At 54.7% G+C, this 24228-nt stretch carries 23 protein-coding genes and 1 other annotated feature; of the genes, 7 read left to right on the forward strand and 16 right to left on the reverse strand.

Annotation, left to right across the window (positions count from 1 at the left end; translation table 11 throughout):
- Window positions 1-61: 61 nt before the first annotated feature.
- Window positions 62-1975, reverse strand: a complete 1914-nt coding sequence (gene dnaK / locus HX884_RS06170) for a molecular chaperone DnaK (protein WP_013095521.1) — start codon at window positions 1973-1975, stop codon at window positions 62-64.
- Between the two features lie 297 nt (window positions 1976-2272).
- Between dnaK and satP the strand changes: the two genes are divergently transcribed.
- The gene (satP, locus tag HX884_RS06175) at window positions 2273-2839 is read left to right on the forward strand and encodes an acetate uptake transporter (RefSeq protein ID WP_013095518.1); all 567 of its coding nucleotides are present in this window, start codon (window positions 2273-2275) and stop codon (window positions 2837-2839) included.
- Here the strand turns inward: satP and HX884_RS06180 are convergent.
- From HX884_RS06180 to tal, 3 genes are all read right to left on the reverse strand, one after another.
- Window positions 2816-4138 carry an MFS transporter gene (locus tag HX884_RS06180; RefSeq protein ID WP_178327855.1) on the reverse strand — a complete coding sequence of 441 codons (1323 nt, stop codon included), beginning with the start codon at window positions 4136-4138 and terminating at the stop codon, window positions 2816-2818. The two genes, satP and HX884_RS06180, sit on opposite strands and share 24 nt — an antisense overlap.
- A 122-nt stretch (window positions 4139-4260) precedes the next feature.
- Entirely contained in the window at window positions 4261-4848 is a 588-nt protein-coding gene (gene mog / locus HX884_RS06185; protein ID WP_013095516.1) for a molybdopterin adenylyltransferase, read from the reverse strand.
- Window positions 4849-4958: 110 nt separating this feature from the next.
- Window positions 4959-5912: a transaldolase gene (tal, locus tag HX884_RS06190; protein WP_013095515.1), complete on the reverse strand. Its 954-nt coding sequence runs from the start codon at window positions 5910-5912 to the stop codon at window positions 4959-4961.
- 262 nt (window positions 5913-6174) lie between these two features.
- On the opposite strand from tal, the gene HX884_RS06195 reads away from it, so the two are divergent.
- Window positions 6175-7605 (forward strand): sodium:alanine symporter family protein, encoded by a 1431-nt coding sequence (locus HX884_RS06195; protein ID WP_178327856.1) that lies wholly within the window; start codon window positions 6175-6177, stop codon window positions 7603-7605.
- A gap of 66 nt (window positions 7606-7671) precedes the next feature.
- Entirely contained in the window at window positions 7672-8445 is a 774-nt protein-coding gene (yaaA, locus tag HX884_RS06200; RefSeq protein WP_148790734.1) for a peroxide stress protein YaaA, read from the forward strand.
- A 32-nt stretch (window positions 8446-8477) separates the two neighbouring features.
- Here yaaA and HX884_RS06205 read toward each other — a convergent pair whose 3' ends face one another.
- The 7 genes from HX884_RS06205 to yjjY all read right to left on the reverse strand — a co-directional run bounded on the left by HX884_RS06205 (window position 8478) and on the right by yjjY (window position 15285).
- Window positions 8478-8771, reverse strand: coding sequence for a DUF2502 domain-containing protein (locus tag HX884_RS06205; protein WP_178327857.1), 294 nt, complete (start codon window positions 8769-8771; stop codon window positions 8478-8480).
- Window positions 8772-9014: 243 nt separating this feature from the next.
- A complete protein-coding gene (gene thrC, locus HX884_RS06210) occupies window positions 9015-10301 on the reverse strand; it encodes a threonine synthase (protein WP_013095511.1) in 1287 nt (428 codons plus the stop codon).
- Between the two features lie 3 nt (window positions 10302-10304).
- Window positions 10305-11234, reverse strand: coding sequence for a homoserine kinase (gene thrB / locus HX884_RS06215; RefSeq protein ID WP_013095510.1), 930 nt, complete (start codon window positions 11232-11234; stop codon window positions 10305-10307).
- Window position 11235: 1 nt separating this feature from the next.
- Window positions 11236-13698 (reverse strand): bifunctional aspartate kinase/homoserine dehydrogenase I, encoded by a 2463-nt coding sequence (gene thrA, locus HX884_RS06220; protein ID WP_178327858.1) that lies wholly within the window; start codon window positions 13696-13698, stop codon window positions 11236-11238.
- A gap of 24 nt (window positions 13699-13722) precedes the next feature.
- Window positions 13723-13840, reverse strand: a sequence feature (Thr leader region).
- On the reverse strand, window positions 13779-13847 hold the full coding sequence (gene thrL / locus HX884_RS06225) for a thr operon leader peptide (protein ID WP_015572623.1): 69 nt from the start codon (window positions 13845-13847) through the stop codon (window positions 13779-13781). (Overlaps the previous feature by 62 nt.)
- Before the next feature lie 211 nt (window positions 13848-14058).
- Entirely contained in the window at window positions 14059-14745 is a 687-nt protein-coding gene (locus HX884_RS06230) for a tRNA/rRNA methyltransferase (RefSeq protein ID WP_047352034.1), read from the reverse strand.
- 399 nt (window positions 14746-15144) lie between these two features.
- Window positions 15145-15285 carry a protein YjjY gene (yjjY, locus tag HX884_RS06235; protein WP_001541509.1) on the reverse strand — a complete coding sequence of 47 codons (141 nt, stop codon included), beginning with the start codon at window positions 15283-15285 and terminating at the stop codon, window positions 15145-15147.
- Between the two features lie 95 nt (window positions 15286-15380).
- Here yjjY and arcA point away from each other — a divergent pair, with 95 nt between their 5' ends.
- Window positions 15381-16097: a two-component system response regulator ArcA gene (gene arcA / locus HX884_RS06240; protein WP_003856501.1), complete on the forward strand. Its 717-nt coding sequence runs from the start codon at window positions 15381-15383 to the stop codon at window positions 16095-16097.
- A 47-nt stretch (window positions 16098-16144) separates the two neighbouring features.
- Here arcA and creA read toward each other — a convergent pair whose 3' ends face one another.
- The gene (creA, locus tag HX884_RS06245; RefSeq protein WP_013095506.1) at window positions 16145-16618 is read right to left on the reverse strand and encodes a protein CreA; all 474 of its coding nucleotides are present in this window, start codon (window positions 16616-16618) and stop codon (window positions 16145-16147) included.
- A gap of 211 nt (window positions 16619-16829) precedes the next feature.
- Between creA and robA the strand changes: the two genes are divergently transcribed.
- The gene (robA, locus tag HX884_RS06250; RefSeq protein WP_013095505.1) at window positions 16830-17699 is read left to right on the forward strand and encodes an MDR efflux pump AcrAB transcriptional activator RobA; all 870 of its coding nucleotides are present in this window, start codon (window positions 16830-16832) and stop codon (window positions 17697-17699) included.
- Here the strand turns inward: robA and gpmB are convergent.
- Entirely contained in the window at window positions 17696-18343 is a 648-nt protein-coding gene (gene gpmB, locus HX884_RS06255) for a 2,3-diphosphoglycerate-dependent phosphoglycerate mutase GpmB (RefSeq protein ID WP_013095504.1), read from the reverse strand. The genes robA and gpmB overlap by 4 nt on opposite strands.
- Window positions 18344-18392: 49 nt before the next feature.
- Here gpmB and yjjX point away from each other — a divergent pair, with 49 nt between their 5' ends.
- Window positions 18393-18908 (forward strand): inosine/xanthosine triphosphatase, encoded by a 516-nt coding sequence (gene yjjX / locus HX884_RS06260; RefSeq protein WP_029882672.1) that lies wholly within the window; start codon window positions 18393-18395, stop codon window positions 18906-18908.
- Window positions 18909-18935: 27 nt separating this feature from the next.
- On the opposite strand, the gene trpR is transcribed toward yjjX, so the two are convergent.
- Window positions 18936-19265 carry a trp operon repressor gene (gene trpR / locus HX884_RS06265; protein WP_013095502.1) on the reverse strand — a complete coding sequence of 110 codons (330 nt, stop codon included), beginning with the start codon at window positions 19263-19265 and terminating at the stop codon, window positions 18936-18938.
- Window positions 19266-19320: 55 nt separating this feature from the next.
- Complete coding sequence (sltY, locus tag HX884_RS06270; RefSeq protein WP_178327859.1) at window positions 19321-21258, reverse strand: murein transglycosylase; 1938 nt, start codon at window positions 21256-21258, stop codon at window positions 19321-19323.
- 227 nt (window positions 21259-21485) lie between these two features.
- On the opposite strand from sltY, the gene ettA reads away from it, so the two are divergent.
- A complete protein-coding gene (gene ettA, locus HX884_RS06275; protein ID WP_013095500.1) occupies window positions 21486-23153 on the forward strand; it encodes an energy-dependent translational throttle protein EttA in 1668 nt (555 codons plus the stop codon).
- A gap of 90 nt (window positions 23154-23243) precedes the next feature.
- Here the strand turns inward: ettA and HX884_RS06280 are convergent, their stop codons facing one another.
- A complete protein-coding gene (locus HX884_RS06280) occupies window positions 23244-24143 on the reverse strand; it encodes a LysR family transcriptional regulator (RefSeq protein ID WP_058661980.1) in 900 nt (299 codons plus the stop codon).
- Window positions 24144-24228: the final 85 nt, after the last annotated feature.

The raw sequence follows: 24228 nt of genomic DNA on the forward strand, positions 1-24228 counted from the left end.
GAGCACGGGCGTGGAGAGTTCTCCTACGCCCGTGCCGATTAATTACCCTGCATCAGGGCGATTATTTTTTGTCTTTAACTTCTTCGAACTCAGCGTCGACAACGTCGTCGTCTTTCGCGTTGTTCGCTGAAGCGTCAGCGCCTGCCTGCTGCTGGGCATGCTGCTGCTGAGCGATTTCCATCAGCTTCTGAGAAGCCTGTGCCAGCTCCTGCATCTTCGCTTCGATATCCGCTTTGTCTTCGCCTTTCAGAGACGTTTCCAGCGCGCTCAGTGCAGCTTCGATAGCAGTTTTGTCTTCCGCTGGCAGTTTATCGCCTGCTTCTTCAACCTGCTTACGGGTGCTGTGCAGCAGATGGTCACCCTGGTTACGGGTCTGAACCAGTTCTTCGAACTTACGGTCAGATTCCGCGTTGGCTTCCGCTTCACGAACCATTTTCTGGATCTCTTCCTCGTTCAGACCGGAAGAGGCCTTAATGGTGATCTTCTGCTCTTTACCGCTGTTTTTGTCTTTCGCGGAAACGTGCAGAATACCGTCAGCATCGATATCGAAGGTCACTTCGATCTGCGGCATGCCGCGTGGTGCCGGGTTAATACCATCCAGGTTGAACTGACCCAGAGATTTGTTATCAGACGCACGCTTACGCTCACCCTGCAGCACATGGATGGTTACCGCAGACTGGTTATCTTCAGCGGTAGAGAACACCTGGCTGTGCTTGGTTGGGATGGTGGTGTTTTTGCTGATCAGCGCCGTCATTACGCCACCCATGGTCTCGATACCCAGAGACAGTGGGGTAACGTCCAGCAGCAGAACGTCTTTAACATCACCGGTCAACACGCCGCCCTGAACCGCAGCACCAATTGCCACTGCTTCATCCGGGTTAACGTCTTTACGTGGTTCTTTACCAAAGAATTCAGCCACTTTCTTCTGAACCATTGGCATACGGGTCTGGCCACCAACGAGGATAACGTCGTTGATATCAGACACGGACAGGCCAGCATCCTGCAGTGCAACTTTCAGTGGCTCGATAGAACGGTTCACCAGGTCTTCTACCAGGCTTTCCAGTTTCGCACGGGTCACTTTGATGTTCATGTGTTTAGGACCGGTCGCGTCTGCTGTAATGTACGGCAGGTTCACGTCGGTCTGCTGAGCGGAAGAGAGTTCGATCTTCGCTTTCTCAGCGGCTTCTTTCAGGCGCTGCATAGCCAGCGGGTCGTTACGCAGGTCAATGCCCTGATCTTTCTTAAATTCGTCAACGAGATAGTTGATCAGACGGGTATCGAAGTCTTCACCACCCAGGTGCGTATCACCGTTGGTTGCCAGAACTTCGAAGGTTTTTTCGCCGTCTACTTCGTCGATTTCGATAATAGAGATATCGAAGGTACCACCACCCAGGTCGTAAACCGCGATAGTACGGTTGCCAACTTCTTTATCCAGACCGTAAGCCAGAGCAGCAGCGGTTGGTTCGTTGATGATACGTTTTACTTCCAGACCTGCGATACGGCCAGCATCTTTGGTTGCCTGACGCTGAGCATCGTTGAAGTACGCAGGAACGGTGATAACAGCTTCAGTTACCGGCTCACCCAAGTAATCTTCTGCGGTTTTCTTCATTTTTTTCAGCACTTCTGCAGAGATCTGAGGTGGTGCTGTTTTGGTGCCTTTCACATCAAGCCATGCATCGCCGTTATCTGCTGCGATGATTTTGTAAGGCATGATAGAAACGTCACGCTGAACTTCTTCGTCCTGGAAGCGGCGGCCAATCAGGCGTTTAATCGCAAACAGGGTGTTTTGCGGGTTCGTCACTGCCTGACGTTTAGCCGGCTGACCAACCAGAGTTTCACCATCCTGGGTATAGGCAATGATAGAAGGCGTGGTGCGATCGCCCTCGGCGTTCTCCAGCACACGTGCAGTAGTGCCATCCATAATCGCTACACAAGAGTTGGTAGTACCCAGGTCGATACCAATAATTTTACCCATCTAAACGTCTCCACTAAAAATTCAGTCAACATGTGGTTGTGTACCTGTAATAAGGGCAGAACGTGCTTTTTCAACTGCCCAGATTTGATTTTTTTCAGGTCCACACACTGCGGTTGCTTACAAGATGGGGTCGCAACGTCATCCATCAAGGGGGGAAGGATAAAAAAAATTTTAATTTCACCCTGACGAGATCATAGACGGCATCGTTTGCGCCCATTATGATGCCGCGCCCCTTCAGGGAGTACTGTCGCGGGTTTAACCATTTCACCATATTAATGATGATTTTTTTGAGGACTTATGGGCAACACTAAGTTGGCTAATCCGGCTCCGCTGGGCCTGATGGGTTTTGGCATGACCACCATTCTGCTGAACCTGCACAACATCGGGATGTTCCCGATGGACGGCATTATCCTGGCGATGGGCATTTTTTACGGCGGTATCGCGCAAATCTTCGCGGGCCTGCTGGAATATAAGAAAGGCAATACCTTCGGCTTAACCGCCTTTACCTCTTACGGTTCCTTCTGGCTGACCCTGGTCGCCATTCTGCTGATGCCTAAAATGGGCCTGGCAGAGGCGGCAAACGCCCATTTCCTGGGCGTTTACCTGGGCCTGTGGGGTGTCTTCACCCTGTTCATGTTCTTCGGCACCCTCAAGGGTAACCGCGCACTGCAGTTTGTCTTCCTGAGCCTGACCGTGCTGTTCGCCCTGCTGGCGATTGGTCATCTGGTGGACAACGAAGGCATCGTTCACGTTGCAGGCTGGATTGGTCTGGTTTGCGGCGCAAGCGCTATCTACCTGGCAATGGGTGAAGTGCTGAACGAGCAGTTTGACCGCACCATTTTACCGATTGGTGAAAAACACTGATCCCTCTGTCGTGTCCGCCTCGCGGGCACGACATTCTCCCATCTGGCGAAGCCAAATCCCCAACACCAGCCCCATCAGCGACAACGCCAGCACATACCAGGCAGGTGCCAGCGGTGACACGCCCATCAATACCGTAACCGCAATCGGCGTCAGTCCACCGAAGATGGCATATGAAACATTGTATGAGAATGAGATCCCGGTGAAGCGGACTTCTGGCGGGAAGGCCCGAACCATCACATAAGGCACCGCCCCCACCACGCCAACACACAGCCCTACCACGCCGTATAAAAGGAACAGCTGTTCAGGATGACTCCCGGCCAGATGGTAAAACGCCCAGCTTGAGCCCGCCAGTAACAGGCTGCCGACGATAAAGGTTACGCTGGCACCGAAACGATCCGCAGCCAGCCCGGCGGCCAGGCAGCCGAAGCAGAGCATAACCGTGGCAATACTGTTCGCCTGTAAGGTCACCGCCGGGGCAAAGCCGTACTGCTTTTGCAGCCAGACCGGCGACATCAAAATCACCACCACAATGCCTGCCGAGAGCAACCAGGTAAGCAGCATAGACACAACCACCGCTTTTTTATGACGCACCACGACGGCTTTGACGGGCAACTCCTGTGCCAGCGCTTTGCGCTGCTGCATTTCGAGGATAATCGGTGTCTCCTGGAGCCAACGGCGCAGGTACATCGCCACCAGGCCAAACGCCCCGCCCAGCAGGAACGGCAGACGCCAGCCCCAGTCGTGTACGGCCTGTTGCGTCATGCTGGTATTCACAATTGTCGCGACGACGGAACCGAGCAAAATCCCCACCGTTAACCCTGCGGTTAAGGTTCCGCAGGCGATACCAATGCGGCGCGCCGGAACATGCTCCGCGACAAACACCCACGCCCCCGGCACTTCACCGCCGATGGCCGCCCCCTGAAGAATACGCATCAGCAGCAACAATAACGGGGCGAGAATGCCCATCGAGGCGTAGGTTGGCAGCAGACCAATGGCCAACGTCGGCACGGCCATCAGCAGGATACTGAGGGTAAACATCTTTTTGCGCCCGACAAGATCGCCAAAGTGCGCCATCACAATCCCCCCAAGAGGACGCGCCAGATACCCAGCAGCAAAAATACCGAAGGTTTGCACCTGACGCAGCCATTCCGGGATATCCGCCGGGAAGAACAACTCCCCCACCACAGCGGCAAAGAAAACAAAGATGATGAAATCGTAAAACTCCAGCGCGCCGCCCAGGGCCGCGAGCGTAAGAGTTTTGTAGTCCTGTCGATTCAGAGGTCGGGTGTTATGTGACATAGCGAACCATTTAGCGTGTGTTGTGGAATTATTATTACAGCTATCGTAAAGAAAAAATTACTATACCGTAAAACTTTTAGCACACCACAGCAGCTTCAGCTAATGTCACATAATGATTATTTTCAGGAGATTGTTTCGCGGCGTGCGCTTTTAGGACGAAATGCTGCTACTACTTTGTCGTCGGTTTCGACATACGGCCCGTCCAGCAGCTGTATACAATACGGTACACTTGCAAAGATCCCATGGACGATCACGCTGCCATCATCCGCTTTTAACCCTTCCAGCGTCTCTTTGATCGACTTAGGCTGGCCCGGCAGATTCAGGATCAGCGCCTGCTTGCGAATCACCCCCACCTGACGGGAGAGGATCGCCGTTGGAACAAAGTGCAGGCTAATCTGGCGCATCTGTTCACCGAAGCCCGGCATTTCACGGTCAGCTATAGCAAGCGTAGCATCTGGTGTCACATCACGACGTGCAGGACCGGTTCCGCCGGTGGTCAGCACCAGGTGGCAGCTCATCTCATCCACCAGCTCACACAACGTCTGCTCGATGATCGGCTGTTCGTCCGGGATCAGGCGGGTCTGGATTTCAAACGGGGTGGTCAGCGCGCTACCCAGCCACTCTTCAAGAGCAGGGATGCCTTTATCCTGATAAACACCGCTTGAGGCGCGGTCAGAAATCGACACTAAGCCGATGCGTAAGGTATTCATATCCATTCCATTCAAAAAGTACTGATTAAAGGGAATGATACACGCAGAGGGGAATTTCAGACAGAGTACGAAAGAAGTCGCGTGACCGGGAGCCCGGTCACGCAGAATGATTACAGCAGATCGCCGATCATTTTTTCCAGTTTTTCCTGGTCAATAGCAAACTTACGGATACCGTCAGCCAGTTTGTCTACCGCCATTGGATCCTGGTTGTGCTGCCACAGGAACTCGGATTCAGTGATACGCTCTGGACGCGCTTTCACTTCACCGGTGTAAGACAGTTTACGCTCGATGGTGCCTTCGCTTTCAGCCAGCTCTTTCAGCAGCGCTGGTGCGATGGTCAGGCGGTCACAGCCAGCCAGTTCGATGATTTCGCCGACGTTACGGAAGCTTGCGCCCATAACAACGGTCTCATAACCGTGCTGTTTGTAGTATTCGTAGATTTCAGTCACGGAAATCACGCCTGGGTCTTCAGACGCGGCGTACTCTTTTTTGTCGGTATTGGCTTTGTACCAGTCCAGAATACGACCCACGAACGGAGAAATCAGGTATACGCCCGCTTCCGCACATGCACGCGCCTGCGCGAAGGAGAACAGCAACGTCAGGTTACAGTTGATACCGTCTTTTTCCAGCTGTTCAGCAGCGCGGATACCCTGCCAGGTAGAAGCCAGTTTGATCAGGATACGGTCATTGCTGATACCCGCATCGTTATACATTTTGATCAGACGTTTGGCTTTCGCGATAGACGCTTCGGTGTCGTAGGAGAGACGCGCATCCACTTCGGTAGAGATGCGGCCAGGAACCAGTTTAAGGATCTCCAGACCGATGTTCACTGCCAGTTTATCAGTGGCATCCACAACCTGCTGCGCGCGGTCGTTGCTCTGTGCTTTCGCCCAGGTTACAGCGTCGTCAATCAGTTTGCGATACTCAGGGATCTGCGCGGCGTTAAGGATCAGAGAAGGGTTAGTTGTGGCATCCTGCGGCTGGTACAGCTTCATTGCCGCGATATCTCCGGTGTCAGCTACGACAGTGGTGAACTGACGAAGGGAGGTCAATTTATCCGTCATGATAGTGTTTCTCTTTTAACGTGCCCTGGATAATTCACGCTACCGACAGCATGCCTGCAGCGGAAAAATGACAGGTTTACTTGTTAGGGGGATGTAACCGGTCTGCCCTGATGATAACACGACAGAGGGGTAGCGCAACCGCAGACAGTGCGCTTAGCCAATGTATGATAAACTCGGAATATTAAGAGGTAGCTACGTAACAGTACGCCCAATATGTGGTAGCGCTTACATCCTTATCCTGGCATCAACATGAGGGACGTTAATGCCTGATTTCTTTTTCTTTATTAACGAAGTGCTCTGGGGTTCGATAATGATATACCTGCTTCTGGCAGCAGGTATATGGTTTACGTTACGCAGCGGTTTTATCCAGTTTCGTTATATCCGCAAATTTGGCAGAAGTCTGAAAAACAGCGTCACGCCACAACCCGGTGGATTAACCTCGTTCCAGGCGCTGTGCACCAGCCTTGCGGCACGGCTTGGCAGCGGTAACCTGGCGGGGGTCGCGCTGGCTATCAGCGCCGGTGGGCCGGGGGCGGTTTTCTGGATGTGGGTGACGGCAATTATCGGCATGGCAACGTCCTTTGCCGAATGCTCTCTCGCCCAGCTCTATAAAGAAAAAGATCATCATGGCCAGTTTCGCGGTGGCCCTGCCTGGTACATGGCGCGCGGCTTAGGGATGCGCTGGATGGGCGTGCTGTTCTCGCTTTTCTTACTCGTCGCCTATGGCCTGATTTTCAACACCGTCCAGGCAAATTCTGTCGCCCATGCCCTGCGCTATGCCTTCGCCTGTCCGGAATGGCTCACCGGCGCGGGGTTAGCCCTCTGCATACTGCTGACCATCTCTACCGGTCTTAAGGGTACAGCCCGCCTGATGCAGTGGCTGGTTCCCATTATGGCCTTGCTCTGGGTTGCGGCCAGCCTGCTGGTCGCTGCGTTGCATATCGACCAGGTGCCGGATGTGATTGCGACCATTTTCAGCAGCGCCTTTGGCTGGCGTGAAGCGGCTTCGGGTGCGCTGGGCTATACCTTTAGCCAGGCGCTGATGGCGGGTTTTCAGCGCGGTATGTTCTCTAACGAAGCCGGAATGGGGTCTATCCCCAATGCCGCGGCGGCGGCGGCTTCCTGGCCCCCTCACCCGGCCGCGCAAGGCATTGTGCAAATGATTGGGGTCTTCACGGACACGATTATTATCTGCTCCTCCAGCGCCATGATCTTGCTGCTGGCAGGCCCAATCTCTCACTCATCGGAAGCCGGCGGGATACAGCTTCTTCAGCAGGCGCTGGTGAACCTTACCGGTGGCTGGGGAGCGGGATTTGTTTCGCTCATTCTGCTGTTGTTCGCCTTCAGCTCGATGGTCGTCAATTACCTTTACGCCGAGAACAACCTCATTTTCCTGAAGCTCAACTCTCGCCCCATGCTCAACCTGTTGCGCCTGGGCATGTTGCTGATGGTCATCGTGGGCTCTCTGCTTAGCATGCCGGTGGTCTGGCAACTGGCTGACGTGATTATGGCGCTGATGGCGATCACCAACCTGACGGCGATTTTGCTGCTCTCGCCCGTAGTCACCCTCATCGCCCGGGACTACCTTCGCCAGCGCAAGCTGGGGGTTCCGCCGGTGTTTGACGCCTCGCGCTATCCCGAAATCAAGTCGCAGATTGCGCCCGGCACGTGGGATGATTTGCCGCGGCAATAACAGCTATCGATCAATTCAGGGCGATTTTTTGCTAAAGTCGCCTTAAATTTCCTGCAAGGACTGGATATGCTGATTCTGATTTCACCTGCAAAAACGCTCGACTACCAGAGCCCGCTCGCGACCGAGCGTTATACCCAGCCTGAACTGCTGGACTACTCGCAACAGTTGATTCACGAGGCGCGTAAGCTCTCCGCGCCGCAAATCGCCTCGCTGATGAGCATCAGTGATAAGCTCGCCGATCTCAACGCGACCCGCTTCCATGAGTGGCATCCTGACTTTACTCCTGCGAATGCGCGCCAGGCGCTTCTGGCCTTCAAGGGCGATGTCTATACCGGCCTGCAGGCAGAAGAGTTCAGCGAAGCCGATTTCGATTTTGCCCAGCAGCATCTGCGTATGCTTTCAGGCCTGTACGGCGTGCTGCGCCCGCTGGATCTGATGCAGCCCTATCGTCTGGAGATGGGCATCCGCCTGGAAAACGCCAAAGGCAAAGATCTGTACCATTTCTGGGGCGACATTATCACCGATAAGCTGAACGCAGCCCTGCACGCGCAGGGGGATAACGTGGTGATTAACCTCGCCTCCGATGAATACTTCAAATCGGTGAAGCCGAAGAAGCTCAATGCGGAAATTATTAAACCGGTCTTCCTTGATGAGAAAAACGGCAAGTTTAAAGTCATCAGCTTCTATGCCAAAAAAGCGCGTGGCCTGATGAGCCGCTACATCATTCAAAACCGCCTGACGAAGCCAGAGCAGCTCACCGGATTCAACAGCGAGGGCTATTTCTTTGACGAGGAATCGTCAGGGAAAGGGGAACTGGTGTTTAAGCGTCACGAACAGTAAAAAAACAACCCCGCCTGCTGGCGGGGTTTGTATTAGTGATGCTTCCAGTCCGGGCCTGGTCGGTGATCGTCGTGGCGGTGGTCATGACGATCGTCACGATCGCGATGCTCATCATGTGGACGCCAGTGGTTATCGCGCCACTCATAGTGCGCCTTCCACCAGTCATGGTCGCGCCAGCGGCCGCCGTCCCAGTAATGGCCGTTATTATCCCGATCGCCAATCTGCAGTTTAACCGCCGGATCCAGGGTGATTTCGGATGCCTGTACCGCCATGGGAGCGACCAGCATCAGTGAAAGCGCAATCAGCGCAGGTTTCAGTTTAGACATCGGTGACTCCTTATGATTCTTGCCCAACGTGGGCCGATGTAAGGAGATTACGTGAGGGGAACCGGAGATGTTATTCTCTGCAATCCTAAACGCTAAGTGACCGCATTTATTGGGAATTTCTGCTTTTTCCCTGCTATTTTTCTCCTTATTTTCTTCACAAAAAAGCCGGGTGATGCTTCGCTTACCCGGCCTACGATTGAGATTGTTGCAGGCCCGGTAAGCGCAGCGCCACCGGGCAAAAAATCACGCTCGAGTCATCATCAGCTTACGCAGCGCGGCAAAATCCGCCGGCAACTCATGAGAGAGCAGCGGCAGGTCAGCGCGATCCGCCAGCTCTTTCGGCAGCGGCAGCGTTTCACCCAGAATCTCTTCCACGCTCTCTTTGAATTTTGCCGGATGCGCCGTCCCCAGGAACAGGCCATACTCGCCAGGATTAAGCTGGTCGCGCAGCGCACGGTAAGCAATCGCCGCATGCGGTTCAGAGGTATACCCCACCGCTTTCAGCTCACGCATGGTGCTTTTGGTGGTTTCATCGGTGACCGCCGCATAGCCCAGATCGCCCAGACGCCACACTTTACGGCGGAACAGCTCTTCCACGCGCGGCCAGTTGTTTGGCTGTGACACGTCCATCGCGTTAGAGAGCGTCGCCTGGGTCGCGTTCGGCGCCCATTTACCGTCTTTCAGGAAGCGTGGCACGGTGTCGTTGGCGTTGGTCGCCGCAATAAAGCGTTTCACCGGCAGCCCGAGGGATTTCGCCAGCAGGCCCGCGGTCAGGTCGCCAAAGTTTCCGCTCGGTACCGAAACCACCAGCTGATTACGCGCCTCTTGCGGCAGTTGGGCAACAGCTTCGAAGTAGTAGCAAATCTGCGCCAGCAGACGGCTGATGTTAATGGAGTTAGCAGAGTTGAGCCCCAGCGCGGCTTTCAGCTCTTCATCGTCGAAGGCCTGTTTCACCAGCGCCTGACAGGCATCGAAGTCGCCATCTACCGCCACGGTTTCAATGTTGCCGCCGAGGGTGCAGAACAGTTTTTCCTGGAGCGGGCTGATCTTGCCTTTCGGATAGAGGATCACCACGCGGACGTTCTTCAGACCGTAAAAAGCATGCGCCACGGCGGCACCGGTATCCCCGGAGGTGGCGGTCAAAATGGTGACCGGCTTGTCGCCGCTGATGTGGGTAAGCATCTGCGCCATAAAGCGGCCGCCGAAGTCTTTAAACGCCAGCGTTGGGCCGTGGAACAGCTCCAGACAGCCCACATCCGGCTCAACCTGCTGAACCGGTGCCGGGAAGGCGAACGCCGCACGTACGCGCTCTTCCAGCAACTCCTGCGGGATTTCGTCGCCGATAAACGCAGACAAAATTTTTGTGCTGCGCGTGACAAAGTCCTGCTTCAACAGCTCATCAATGTCGGTCAGCTGGAATTCAGGGAGATCGTGAGGGAAGAACAGCCCCTGATTTTTGCCCAGTCCCTGAGTCACCGCCTGCGCGAAGCTGACCTGCTCGTTATGATCTTTCAGATTGTAGAGTTTCATTCGTTATCCCAGTACTCGTGCGCCAGCCGTGTCCAGACGGCAAATATGAACAAAGCCTTCCTGATTTTGCAGGTAGTGTTTAGAGAGCCAGTCCGCCACGCGCTGCGCGGTGTCTGGCTTATCGCACAGGGCGAACAGCGTCGGGCCGGAGCCGGAGATGCCGCACGCCTGCGCGCCAATATCAAGCGATGCCTGTCGCGCCTCATTAAAGCCAGGCAGCAACTTCGTACGATACGGTTCGGCAATCACATCTTTCATCAATTTCGCCGCCAGCTGTGGCTGACGGGTATAACAGGCGTGAATAAAGCCTGCCAGATGACGCCCGTGGGCGATGCAGTCCTGACGGCGATACTGCGCAGGCAGGATCGCCCGCGCTTCCGCGGTAGACACTTTGATACCCGGGTAGGCCAGCACCCACAGCCACTCATCAAACCCTGGCACCTGCTGGCTGATGATGCCATTTTCTTCGATCATCAATTGCATACCGCCGAGGAAACACGGCGCGACGTTATCGTAGTGGATACTGCCAGAGATGCGGCCTTCCAGCTCACCCATTAACCCCAGCAGACGGCTATTGTTCAGGGGTTTGCCGCAGTGCTCATTCATCGCCACCAGCGCGGCCACAACAGAGCAGGCACTTGATCCCAGGCCAGAGCCAATCGGCATACTTTTTTCCAGTGTCATGGCGACCGGCACGTTTTTCCCGATCTCCTGACAGAAACGCTCCCAGCACTGATAGACAATATTCTCGCGCGGTTCGGACGGCAGCTTGCTGGCAAAACGTCCCACGTTATTCAGGCTGAAGCTTTCTGCTGCTTCCACCGTGACCGTATCGCCCAATAGTGAACCGTCCACCGGCGTCACCGCCGCACCCAGCACATCAAACCCGACGCTCATATTGGCGCTGGAAGCCGGGGCATAAACTTTGACCATGTTAAACTCCTAACTTCCATGACAGGGTACGCAGCAGATCGGCAAACACACCCGCCGCCGTAACATCGTTCCCTGCGCCATAGCCGCGAAGCACCAGCGGCAATGGCTGATAATAGTGGCTGTAAAACGCCAGGGCGTTTTCGCCGTTTTTGACTTTGTACAGCGGATCGTTGCCATCGACTTCGGCAATCTTCACCCGGCACACGCCATCTTCTTCAATGTTGCCAACATAGCGCAATACCTTACCTTCATCACGGGCTTTCGCCACGCGTGCGGCAAAAGCGTCATCCAGCTGCGGTAAATTATCCATAAAGGCGCTGACGTCACCGCTGCTGTCAAATTCAGCCGGCAGCACGGGTTCTATCACGATATCGGAAAGCTCCAGTTCACGGCCCGTTTCGCGCGCCAGAATAAGCAGTTTGCGCGCCACGTCCATACCGGAGAGATCGTCACGCGGATCCGGCTCGGTGTAGCCCAGTTCACGCGCGGCGCGGGTTGCTTCTGAGAGGCTCATCCCTTCATCCAGCTTACCGAAAATAAAGGACAGCGAACCGGAGAGAATGCCGGAGAAACGTTGCAGTTCGTCGCCCGCGTTCAGCAGGTTCTGCAGGTTTTCGATAACCGGCAGCCCCGCCCCCACGTTAGTGTCGTATAGGAACTTGCGGCGCGATTTGCTCGCCGCCAGACGCAGCTGGTGATAGTAATCCATCGACGAGGTGTTGGCCTTTTTGTTCGGCGTGACCACATGGAAGCCTTCGCGCAGGAAGTCCGCGTACTGATCGGCAACCGCCTGGTTCGACGTACAATCGACAATCACCGGGTTCAGCAGGTGATACTCTTTCACCAGACGGATCAGACGCCCCAGGTTGAACGGCTCTTTTGCCTCGTTCAACTCGGCCTGCCAGTTTTCCAGGTTCAGCCCGTGAACGTTGGTCAACAGCGCTTTTGAGTTGGCGATCCCGCAGACGCGCAGATCGATATGCTTCTTCTTCAGCCACTCCTGCTGACGCTTCACCTGCTCCAGCAGCGCACCGCCAACGCCGCCCACGCCAATCAGGAACAGCTCAATCACCTGATCGGTGTTGAACAGCATCTGATGAACCACGCGTACGCCGGTAGTCGCATCATCGTTATCCACCGCCACCGAAATAGAACGTTCGGATGAGCCCTGGGCAATCGCCACGATATTAATATTGGCACGCGCCAGCGCGGCAAAGAACTTGGCGGAGATACCGCGCAGCGTGCGCATACCGTCGCCAACCACGGAGATAACCGCAAGACGTTCCTGAATGGATAACGGCTCCAGCAGCTCTTCTTTCAGCTCCAGATAGAACTCTTCTTCCAGCGCACGACGGGCGCGCAGGCAGTCACCCTGCGGCACGCAGAAGCTGATGCTGTATTCCGATGAGGACTGGGTGATCAGCACAACAGAGATCCCGTTGCGTGACATTGCGGCAAACACGCGCGCCGCCATGCCAACCATCCCTTTCATACCAGGCCCGGAGACGCTGAACATTGCCATGTTGTTGAGGTTAGAGATGCCTTTCACCGGCAGGCCATCTTCGTCGGTGCTGGCGCCAATCAGCGTGCCAGGCGCTTGCGGGTTACCGGTATTTTTAATCAGGCAAGGGATCTGGAACTGGGCAATGGGGGAGATGGTACGAGGGTGAAGCACTTTAGCGCCGAAGTAGGAAAGCTCCATCGCCTCCTGGTAAGACATCGACTTCAGCAGCCTGGCGTCCGGTACCTGGCGCGGGTCGCAGGTGTATACGCCGTCAACGTCAGTCCAGATCTCGCAACAGTCCGCGCGTAAACAGGCGGCCAGCACAGCAGCAGAGTAATCAGAGCCGTTACGGCCCAGCACCACCAGTTCACCCTTTTCATTGCCGGCGGTGAAGCCCGCCATCAGGATCATATGGTCAGAAGGAATTTTGCTCGCAGCGATGCGGCGGGTTGATTCAGCAATATCAACGGTGGATTCGAGGTAGTGGCCCACCGCCAGCAGTTTTTCAACCGGATCAATCACCGTGACGTGATGGCCGCGCGCTTCCAGCAGGCCCGCCATGATGGCGATAGAGAGTTTCTCACCGCGGCAAATTAACGCTGCGTTGATGCTGTCCGGGCACTGACCCAGCAGGCTGATACCGTGCAGCACATGTTTAATCTGGGCAAATTCTTGTTCTACGAAGGCTTTCAGCTGTACGAGCGGGAAACCTGGCTGTGCCTCCGCCAGCCCCTGCAGCAGCTCGGCGAAGATACGCTCGGCATCGCTAATGTTCGGAAGTGCATCCTGACCGCCAATGGTCTTTTCAATCATCGCCACCAGGTGGTTAGTGATTTTTGCCGGCGCAGAGAGAACGGTCGCGACCTGTCCCTGCCTGGCGTTGCTCTCCAGGATATCGGCAACGCGCAGAAAGCGTTCTGCATTTGCCACTGATGTACCGCCGAACTTCAACACTCGCATGGTTCTACCTCGTTTCCTTTAGCCGAAAAAAAAGCCCGCACTGTTCAGGTGCGGGCTTTTTTCTGTTTTTCCTGTACGCGTCAGCCCGCATCGTTACCTGTGGTAATGATGATGGTTGTGGTAATGGTGGTGATGCTGATGCGTTTCATGGATGTTGTGTACTCTGTCATTATTATCTGTCTGTGCTGTATTCTTTTAGGGTTAAAGGATCGGGCACCTTAAGTCAATGAATTTTTAATTTGATCACAATTCAGCGCATTCTTACGTCCCGCTGCGTGCAGATTTATTTTCATCCGATTCCGCCAGAGGCAACCCTTAACGTCAGACGCTTACGCCATAGTAAAAACTTATGGCAGCATTTTACTCGGCTAATTTTTTTTCGATATCGTGCAGCAAACGGTGCAGCATTGCCGTATCGCGCTGCTCCAGACGCCCAAGACGCTGCTGCAGCCAGTCAGCCATTTTTTGGTCATCCGCCACGCCAAGTTGCATCAGCAGGTTGTCAACGCGCGTACGCAGCGCGGCCAGCTGGTTTTCGTCGGTACCCACCGCTTGCGGTTGAGGAATTTGTATTAAGGACGCTAATTGATAGCAATAGACCATCACCGCCTGGCCTAAATTCAGGGACGGGTAATCCGCGACCATCGGAGCCCCCGTCAGCACATCCGCGAGCGCCAGTTCGTCGTTTGTTAATCCTGAATCTTCCCGCCCAAACACCAGCGCCGCTTTTTCCAGCCACTGGCTTTTCTCGCTCAGCATCGGTACCAGTTCCGCTGGCGTGGCGTAATAGTGGAACTTCGCCCGACTGCGCGCCGTGGTCGCAACGGTAAACGAAATATCGTGCAGCGCGTCGGCGAGCGTGTCGTAAGTGGTTATATTATCAAGAATATCGCCCGACCCGTGCGCCACCCAACGCGCCGCGGGCTCCAGGTGAGCAGCGCTGTCCACAATACGCAAATCGGTGAACCCCATGGTCTTCATGGCACGCGCCGCAGCGCCTATATTTTCAGCTCTGGCTGGCGCGACCAGTACAATCGACAGATGCATTTATGCTCTCTTTTTAATCAGTTAGCGGGGATTAATGTGATGCGCGTCAACATATTACGCGGCGCGAATTTACAATTTTGCAACACAAATCACCGAAATAGCGTTTCATAACAAATTAAAAGCGCTAAACTATTTTGTAGCTGAACAATCATTTAGAATGTTAACAGAACCTGATTATCCTTATGTTTTATAATGATAATGACAGGGTGAATACGCGATTTAAGTTGGATTCGTAACGTTTATCAATCAAGATCCGCAACTAGTTGGTTTATTGAAAAATTGTGACAAAGGCTAGCATTTAGCTATGATGATTTCATCAAACTGTTAACGTGCTACAATTGAACTTGATATATGTCAACGAAGCGTAGTTTTATTGGGTGTCAGGTGTCACTTAGCCTGTTATGTTGCTGTTAAAATGGTTAGGATGACAGCCGTTTTTGACACTGTCGGGTCCAAAGGGAAAGTACCCACGACCAAGCTAATGATGTTGTTGACGTTGATGGAAAGTGCATCAAGAACGCAATTACGTACTTTAGTCACGTTAGCCCGGTCATGTTAATTTGCGACATGCATCAGGCAGGTCAGGGACTTTTGTACTTCCTGTTTCGATTTAGTTGGCAATTTAGGTAGCAAACATGCAGACCCCGCACATTCTTATCGTTGAAGACGAGTTGGTAACACGCAACACGTTGAAGAGCATTTTCGAAGCAGAAGGCTACGATGTCTTTGAAGCGACCGATGGCGCAGAGATGCATCAGATCCTTTCTGAAAATGATATCAACCTGGTCATTATGGATATCAATCTGCCAGGTAAAAACGGCCTTCTGCTGGCGCGCGAACTGCGTGAACAGGCGAACGTCGCATTAATGTTCCTGACAGGCCGTGATAACGAAGTTGATAAGATCCTTGGCCTGGAAATCGGTGCGGATGACTACATCACCAAACCGTTTAACCCACGCGAGTTAACTATTCGTGCACGCAACCTGCTGTCCCGCACCATGAACCTGGGCACCGTCAGCGAAGAGCGTCGTAGCGTAGACAGCTACAAATTCAACGGCTGGGAACTCGATATCAATAGCCGTTCACTGATCAGCCCGAACGGTGAGCAGTATAAACTGCCGCGCAGTGAATTCCGCGCGATGCTGCACTTCTGTGAAAACCCGGGCAAAATTCAGTCCCGTGCAGAACTGCTGAAGAAAATGACCGGCCGTGAACTGAAGCCACACGACCGTACTGTAGACGTGACCATCCGTCGTATTCGTAAACATTTCGAATCTACGCCAGATACGCCGGAAATCATCGCCACGATCCACGGCGAAGGCTATCGTTTCTGCGGTGACCTGCAGGAGTGATCCCGCAGTCAGCACCATAAAAAACGGCGCGAAAGCGCCGTTTTTTTTTATTCCCGCCACGGCATAATCGGCACCGCGCTAATCGCGTTTTTCGGTGAGCCTTCTACTACTTTGTCGGAGTAGGCAAGGTAGGCCAGGGTGTTACGTTTAGCATCGTAAAAACGCACCACCTGCAGCTTTTTGAAGACCAGCGACGTCCGTTTCTGGAACACCACATCCCCCTGCGCTTTGCCGTTTTTGATTTTCTCGCTCAGTTCAACCGGCCCGACCTGCTGGCAGGAGATGGCCGCATCGGATGTATCCTCGGCCAGCCCCAGACCGCCTTTTATCCCCCCGGTTTTTGCCCGGCTAACGTAGCAGGTGACGTTTTTCACATCCGGATCGTCAAACGCCTCCACCACAATTTTGTGGTCCGGCCCAAACATTTTAAACACGGTATCGACAGAACCAATCTGTTCCGCCTGCGCCGCGCGGCCCGCTATCAGCAGTAAGGCTGTTAAGAGCAATGTCTTATATTTCATATTGTTACCATTTCTTAATATTACGTTGAGCGATTATTCAACACGTTAGACAAAAATGTAGCAAGATCACAGGATTAGAATATATTCACCCAAAACGCAGGACAAAAAGCATTAATGAGCAAAAAAAACACTGAATGCTAAAACATCAAAAAATGCTATTATCCGCTAACCTGTTATCAGGCACCTGCTGTTTTAAGGATGAGGATAGTATATGGATCAGGCTGGAATTATTCGCGACCTGCTAACCTGGCTGGAAGGTCATCTTGACCAGCCTTTGTCACTGGATAATGTGGCGGCTAAAGCAGGCTATTCCAAGTGGCATCTGCAAAGGATGTTCAAGGATGTCACCGGTCATGCTATCGGTGCCTATATTCGCGCACGTCGTTTATCTAAATCTGCGGTGGCCTTACGCCTGACCGCGCGGCCCATTCTTGATATTGCCCTGCAGTATCGTTTCGACTCGCAACAAACGTTCACCCGAGCCTTTAAAAAACAGTTCTCGTTGACGCCAGCACTCTATCGCCGTTCACCTGACTGGAGCTCATACGGTATGCGCCCGCCGCTGCGTCTGGGCGAGTTCGCCATGCCGAAGTACGAAATCATTACCCTGCCGGAAACCCATTTGATCGGTACGACACAGAGCTACACCTGTTCTCTGGAGCAGATTTCCGAGTTCCGCCATCAAATGCGCGTTCAGTTCTGGCGCGACTTCCTGAGCCATGCCCCGGCGATCCCGCCTATCCTGTATGGTCTCAACGAAACGCATCCAAGCCAGGAAAAAGACGACGAGCAGGAGGTGTTCTACACCACCGCGTTAACGCCGGAGATGGCCAATGGCTATATTCAGGGCTCTAAACCGGTCGTGCTGGAAGGCGGAGAGTACGTGATGTTCTCCTACGAAGGGCTGGGAACGGGCGTACAGGAATTCATCCTGACCGTTTACGGAACATGCATGCCTATGCTGAACCTGAATCGCCGTAAAGGTCAGGATATTGAGCGCTACTACCCGGCAAGCGATGCGAAACCGGAAGAAGGCCCCATTAATCTGCGGATGGAATTCTTAATCCCGATCCGTCGTTAGCGCTGCAGTTCATCCAGTGCAGGGGCATCAAGATGCGAAATGTCCCCTGCCATCTCAACGACCCATCCCGACGCCAGCCACGCGCTTTCCTGATAATCAATACGGGAAATAGAGCAGTTGCGCAGACGCAAACGGCGCTCCGCATAGGCCGGTAACCCCAGAATGGTGCTGACCAGACATCCCAGCGCAATCCCGTGACTCACCAGCAGTGGACGGCTTCCGGCGGGCAGCTTCAGGCATTCCGCCAGCGCAGCATGCATACGCACGCTCAGCTCCTGCATGGATTCGCCCTCAGGGATACGGCCATCTTCGGTACCGTTAACCAGCGTGCGGCGCCAGCCCTCTTCCGTTTCCGTCAGCGTATCGATATGGCGTTTTTCGAGCACCCCCATATCCAGCTCGCGCAGGCGCGGTTCAAGCAGCACATCACAACCACAGGCATCAGCAATAATGCGCGCCGTCTGCTGCGTGCGACCTAAATCGCTGGTGATGACATGGGTAATGCCCAGCGTTCTGGCACGTTCTGCCACCTGCCACGCTTGCTGCACACCCTTTTCAGTGAGAGGACTGTCGGACTGGCCTTGAATACGTCGCTCGGCGTTCCACTGCGTTTCACCGTGGCGAACAAGGTATACCTGTAACATGCTTTTTTTCCGTTATACTGCGATGAGTTTTTTTGAATCGAGCTTAATTATGCACCATGTTGTCTCTGCTACCACCAATCCTGCCAAAATTCAGGCAATTCTAAGGGCATTTGAAGAGATTTTCGGCGAAGGATCCTGCCATATTGATGCCGTCGGCGTCGAGAGTGGCGTTCCTGAACAGCCGTTTGGCAGCGAAGAAACGCGCGCTGGCGCACGAAATCGCGTGTTAAATGCGAAAGCGGCCGCACCCGATGCCGACTTCTGGGTCGCCATTGAAGCGGGAATTGACGAAGGCGCGACGTTTAGCTGGGTGGTTATCGAAAGTCGTGAACAGCGCGGTGAAGCACGCTCGGCCACCCTGCCGCTGCCGGACATCATTCTGGAAAAAGTGCGCGCAGGCGAAGCGCTCGGGCCAGTGATGTCGCAATACACCGGCATTGATGAAATAGGCCGTAAAGAAGGAGCGATTGGCGTCTTTACTGCTGGCGCGCTTACGCGCTCAAGCGTTTACCATCAGGCAGTGATCCTGGCGTTAAGCCCGTTCCATAACGCCATTTATCGTTGAACGTGTAGGCCGGATAAGGCGCAGCCGTCATCCGGCGTTTTTCAGCAATACCGCTTCCAGCCACTGACGCAGCTCAACCGGCGCAGACTTCAGGCTGTTTGAACCGCGGGTGATCGTCGCGATCCCCGCGCCCAGCTCGTTTTTGAGCTCACGCTGGCTCATCTCACCGCGCAGTAACTCTTCGATGATCCGCACGCGCGTGCCCAACGCCTCACGCTCGTCAGGCGTCAGCATCAGTTGCAGCAGGGGTAGATGCAGATCCTGGTCGTAAGACTGGCGGAGCAACTCCACAAAACGAAGCCACTCCTGATGACGTTGTTCGGCCAGTGCCGAGGAATACGGGGAATGCTGGGTCATGTTATGCCGCCTGTTGTACTCATTAACGAGTACAGCATAACACAACCCATCCCAATCAGTAACGTCTCTGCCACTCCGCATCGCTCATCAGGGTATCTTTTTGCCCCATGAAGTAACGGTAGTAGGCATCATACGCCAGCACGTTCTTCACGTAGCCGCGCGTTTCTGAGAACGGAATGCTCTCGACAAACGCCACGGCGTCGATGCGTCCGGCGCTGTTACCCAGCCAGGTACGCACGCGCCCTGGGCCCGCGTTATACGCCGCAGAGGCGAAAATGCGGTTGTTACCAAACTGCTGATAGACGTACTGCAGATAACTGGTACCAATGTTGATGTTGGTATCCGGATCCAGCAGCTGTGATGGACTGCTGTATCCCGGGATATTAAACATCTTCACCGTATGCGTCGCCGTGCCCGGCATAATCTGCATCAGGCCGCTGGCCCCTACCGGGGAACGGACTTTCGGGTTCCAGGCGCTCTCCTGACGGGCAATCGCCATGGCGTAGCTTTGCGGAATATCTTTACCGCTGGTGTAGCGATCGAACAGATCTTTGTAGGCCAGCGGGAAACGTTCTTCGAGATGATCCCACAGCTTGCCAGCGATCGTCGCCTGAACGCTCAGATCCCACCAGTGGTTATCAAAGGCGTAACGGGCAAGCTGGGCTTTCTCATCCGTAGTGCGGCTGGTGACCAGATTCGCCCACTCGCTACGGGCGGTGTTGTCCATATTCCAGTACATCAGCTCGCGCACGCGCGCCATTTCCGGCCCCTGGGTCAACGCCGGGCTGGCGTTACCCGGCGCTTTATCAATGCGGAAGGTGTACTCCTCACCCAGACGCTGCGCGGCCACCATCGGGTAGAAGCCTCGCTGCTGCATCAGCGCGTGGAGGATCTCTTTGGCTTCGTCATCGCGTCCCCGCTCCATCAGCAGATCCGCCTGCCAGTAGCGCCATTCGTCTTTCTCTTTGGCTTCCATCGGCAGACGCGCAAGCCAGGTATTAAGGCCTTTACGATCGCCCGTCCCCAGCGCCATGCGCACGCGACGTTCCACCAGCGACGTGGAGTTGGAGCGCATAATGGCATCGTCCCGCCAGCGGGCCTGTTCGTCGGTTACGTCCGAGCCCATCAGTCTCCACGCCACGATGTCGCGCAGTTCCTGGGTTTGCTCTTCATTGAGCTGCTGTGCCTGCACCAGCTGCGGGATCATCAGCCGCGCGTTTTCGACATCGTCACGCGCCACGCTGGCAAAGGCCACCGCCGCCATCTGTCGGGTAAAATCGGTCGCTCCCGTGCTGCGGGCAAAGGTCAGAACGCTGTTGGGGTCATTTGCCAGCGACATCACGGCCGTGGAAATGGTCTGGTAATCCGACGGCATTTGACCCGCCAGAGCCATCACCAGACGCGTGTTTCCGGATTTCATCGCCAGACGGATACGTTCAAGGTAAGCCAGCGGATCCTGTTTACCGGAAGCACGCCAGGCACCAAAGAGCGAATCACAGGCGTTAGGCTGGCTTTTCCCGGTCAGCCACAGCTCTTTTGCCCCGGCCCAGGCTTCCTCCTGCTGACCGGTGGCCCATTTTGCATAGTAATAGTTACACTGGGCTTCCGTGGTGTTCGGTTTTTCCGGGCTGAACGCCAGCAGTCCGCGCCAGTCTTCACGACGCGCCAGCTCGTTGACAAAACGAGACTGCAGGTTCCGGGCGGGCGGCAGGGTCGGGTTCGCCTGAATGAAGTTATTCACGGTGACCGTGGGTTGATTCATGAGATCGTCAGTAATCTGGCGATACTCCAGATAGGGATAGAGAGGATAGTCTTTCAGCGTCGGCATCAATGCCTGCACAGTATCCATCTGTTTGTTGTCCCACGCCTGTTTAATCTGGGCGTAGCGGTTACGTTGTTCATCCAGTGAATCGGCATGCACCGCCTGGCTTACCGCCATTACGCATACGCTGGCCGCCAGCAGACGCCAGACCACCCGTTTGGCTTTTTCCACAAGCTCTTCCTCATTGTTTTTTCGTCAATTGCAGCGTCTTGCCACGTCAAAGTCTAATTAACTTATGCTAACCAGGCATCCCGGAACGCGCCACGTTACGGACACTTTTTTACCTTTCCTGCGCGTTTTAACACTCCCGACGTTCCTGGCTGGGATTAGGGCGGGAAAAAGGCTACACTTCGAGGCTGAAATTCCTTTTCATCACGATAAAAGAGGCGAAGTCCAACGTGGCTCAATTCGTTTATACCATGCATCGTGTCGGCAAAGTGGTACCGCCGAAACGTCATATTCTTAAAAATATCTCGCTGAGCTTCTTCCCGGGCGCAAAAATCGGTGTTCTGGGCCTCAACGGTGCCGGTAAGTCCACCCTGCTGCGCATCATGGCCGGCATCGATACAGACATCGAAGGTGAAGCCCGTCCGCAGCCTGGCATCAAAATTGGCTACCTGCCGCAGGAACCTCAGCTGAACCCTGAACACACCGTTCGTGAATCGGTTGAAGAAGCGGTATCCGAAGTGGTTAACGCGCTGAAAGGTCTGGATGAAGTGTATGCCAAATACGCCGAGCCAGATGCGGACTTCGATAAACTGGCCGCTCAGCAAGGCAAATTTGAAGAGATTATCCAGGCGCACGACGGTCACAACCTGAACGTGCAGCTGGAGCGCGCCGCTGACGCCCTGCGTCTGCCGGACTGGGATGCGAAAATCGCCAACCTCTCCGGTGGTGAGCGTCGCCGCGTGGCGCTGTGCCGTCTGCTGCTGGAAAAACCAGACATGCTGCTGCTCGACGAACCCACTAACCACCTGGATGCGGAATCCGTGGCGTGGCTGGAACGCTTCCTGCACGACTTCGAAGGCACCGTGGTGGCGATCACCCACGACCGTTACTTCCTCGACAACGTGGCGGGCTGGATCCTGGAGCTGGACCGCGGCGAGGGTATCCCATGGGAAGGCAACTACTCTTCCTGGCTGGAGCAGAAAGATCAGCGTCTGGCGCAGGAAGCGTCTGCTGAAGCAGCACGCCGTAAGTCTATTGAGAAAGAGCTGGAATGGGTACGTCAGGGCACGAAGGGCCGTCAGTCTAAGGGCAAAGCCCGTCTGGCACGCTTCGAAGAGCTGAACAACACCGAATACCAGAAACGTAACGAAACCAACGAACTGTTTATTCCACCTGGCGCGCGTCTGGGGGATAAAGTGGTCGAAGTCAGCAACCTGCGTAAATCTTACGGTGACCGCGTGCTGATCGACGATCTCTCCTTCTCCGTACCGAAGGGTGCCATCGTCGGCATCATCGGTCCGAACGGCGCGGGTAAATCCACCCTGTTCCGTATGATGTCCGGTCAGGAGCAGCCAGACAGCGGCTCTATCACCCTCGGTGAAACGGTGAAACTGGCGTCCGTTGACCAGTTCCGTGACGCAATGGATAACAGCAAAACCGTGTGGGAAGAAGTGTCCGGCGGTCTGGATATCATGCGCATCGGCAACACCGAGATGCCAAGCCGTGCCTACGTTGGCCGCTTTAACTTCAAAGGTACCGATCAGGGTAAACGCGTCGGCGAGTTGTCCGGTGGTGAGCGTGGTCGTCTGCATCTGGCGAAGCTGCTGCAGGTTGGCGGTAACGTACTGCTGCTCGATGAACCAACCAACGACCTCGACATCGAAACCCTGCGCGCGCTGGAAAACGCCCTGCTGGAGTTCCCGGGCTGTGCCATGGTTATCTCGCACGACCGTTGGTTCCTTGACCGTATCGCCACCCACATTCTGGACTACCAGGATGAAGGGAAAGTGGAGTTCTTCGAAGGTAACTTCACCGAATACGAAGAGTACAAGAAACGCACGCTGGGCGCAGACGCGCTGGAGCCGAAGCGTATTAAGTACAAGCGTATCGCGAAATAAAAGCACAACGGCAACTTCGGTTGCCGTTTTTTATGTTTGTTCCCTCTCCCATGGGAGAGGGTCAGGGTGAGGGCATCAGGCCGCACATAATTACCTTCCCACGTAGTACCGCCTCACCTCATCAAACTGCATCGCAAACTCGATATAGCTCATCAGCGCAGGCGAATTGAGCTTACGGCTCGGATAGGCGAGCCAGAGATCGTTTCCTTCAACGTTCCATTCCGGTAGCACCTGCACAAGCGCCCCTTTTTCAATTTTATCTTCCAGCAAAAAAGCGGGTAAGAGTGTGATCCCCGCACCAGCTACCGCGCACTCACGAGCATAAACAAGATTATCCGTCATATGCGCATTGTCCGGCAGATAGCGGTAATCCTCACTCTCGCTTTGCAGGAGCCATTCAGACCAGGCCTTGTGGGTAATACAGCGGTGATCCACCAGCTGGCGGGGATGGTGCAGCGGCTCCCGGCGTGCCAGATATTCCGGTGAGGCCAGCATATAGCGCGGACAGTGGCCAATCATGCGGCCAATCAGCGAGGAGTCCTGCGGTTTACCGGTACGCAGCGCCACGTCAAAGCCAGACTCCACCAGATCGAGCACATCGTCAGAAATAGAGACATCCAGCGAAACGTCAGGATAGCGGAGCTGAAACTCGGCATTCAGGTGTGCCAGTAACGTCGCGCCAATGCCCGCCGGGCAGGTGATACGAAGCCGCCCGCTGGGGTTTTCACGCAGACGCTGAATGGCATACTCCGCCCTTTCACTGGCCGCCAGCATCTCGCGACAATGCACCAGATAGTGCTCCCCCGCAAAGGTCAGATTCAGCCTGCGCGTGGTGCGGTTTAGCAGGCGGATCCCCACCTGCTGCTCAAGCTGGCTAATCCGCTGGCTAACGCTGGATTTCGGCAGGTCTGCTTTCTGCGCTGCGGCGGTAAAACTGCCCATCTCCGCCACCAGCGCAAACAGCGCCATATCCTGAAGCTGTTTAAACATGATTGTTCACCCTATACGAACACTCCGTTCTTGATTGTCCATCTTATCATGCGCATGACCACTTAATAGACTAGCCTCAACAAAA

Origin of the sequence: Enterobacter sp. SECR19-1250 (genome assembly GCF_013391025.1) — a bacterium.
Classification (GTDB): Bacteria; Pseudomonadota; Gammaproteobacteria; order Enterobacterales; family Enterobacteriaceae; genus Enterobacter; species Enterobacter cloacae.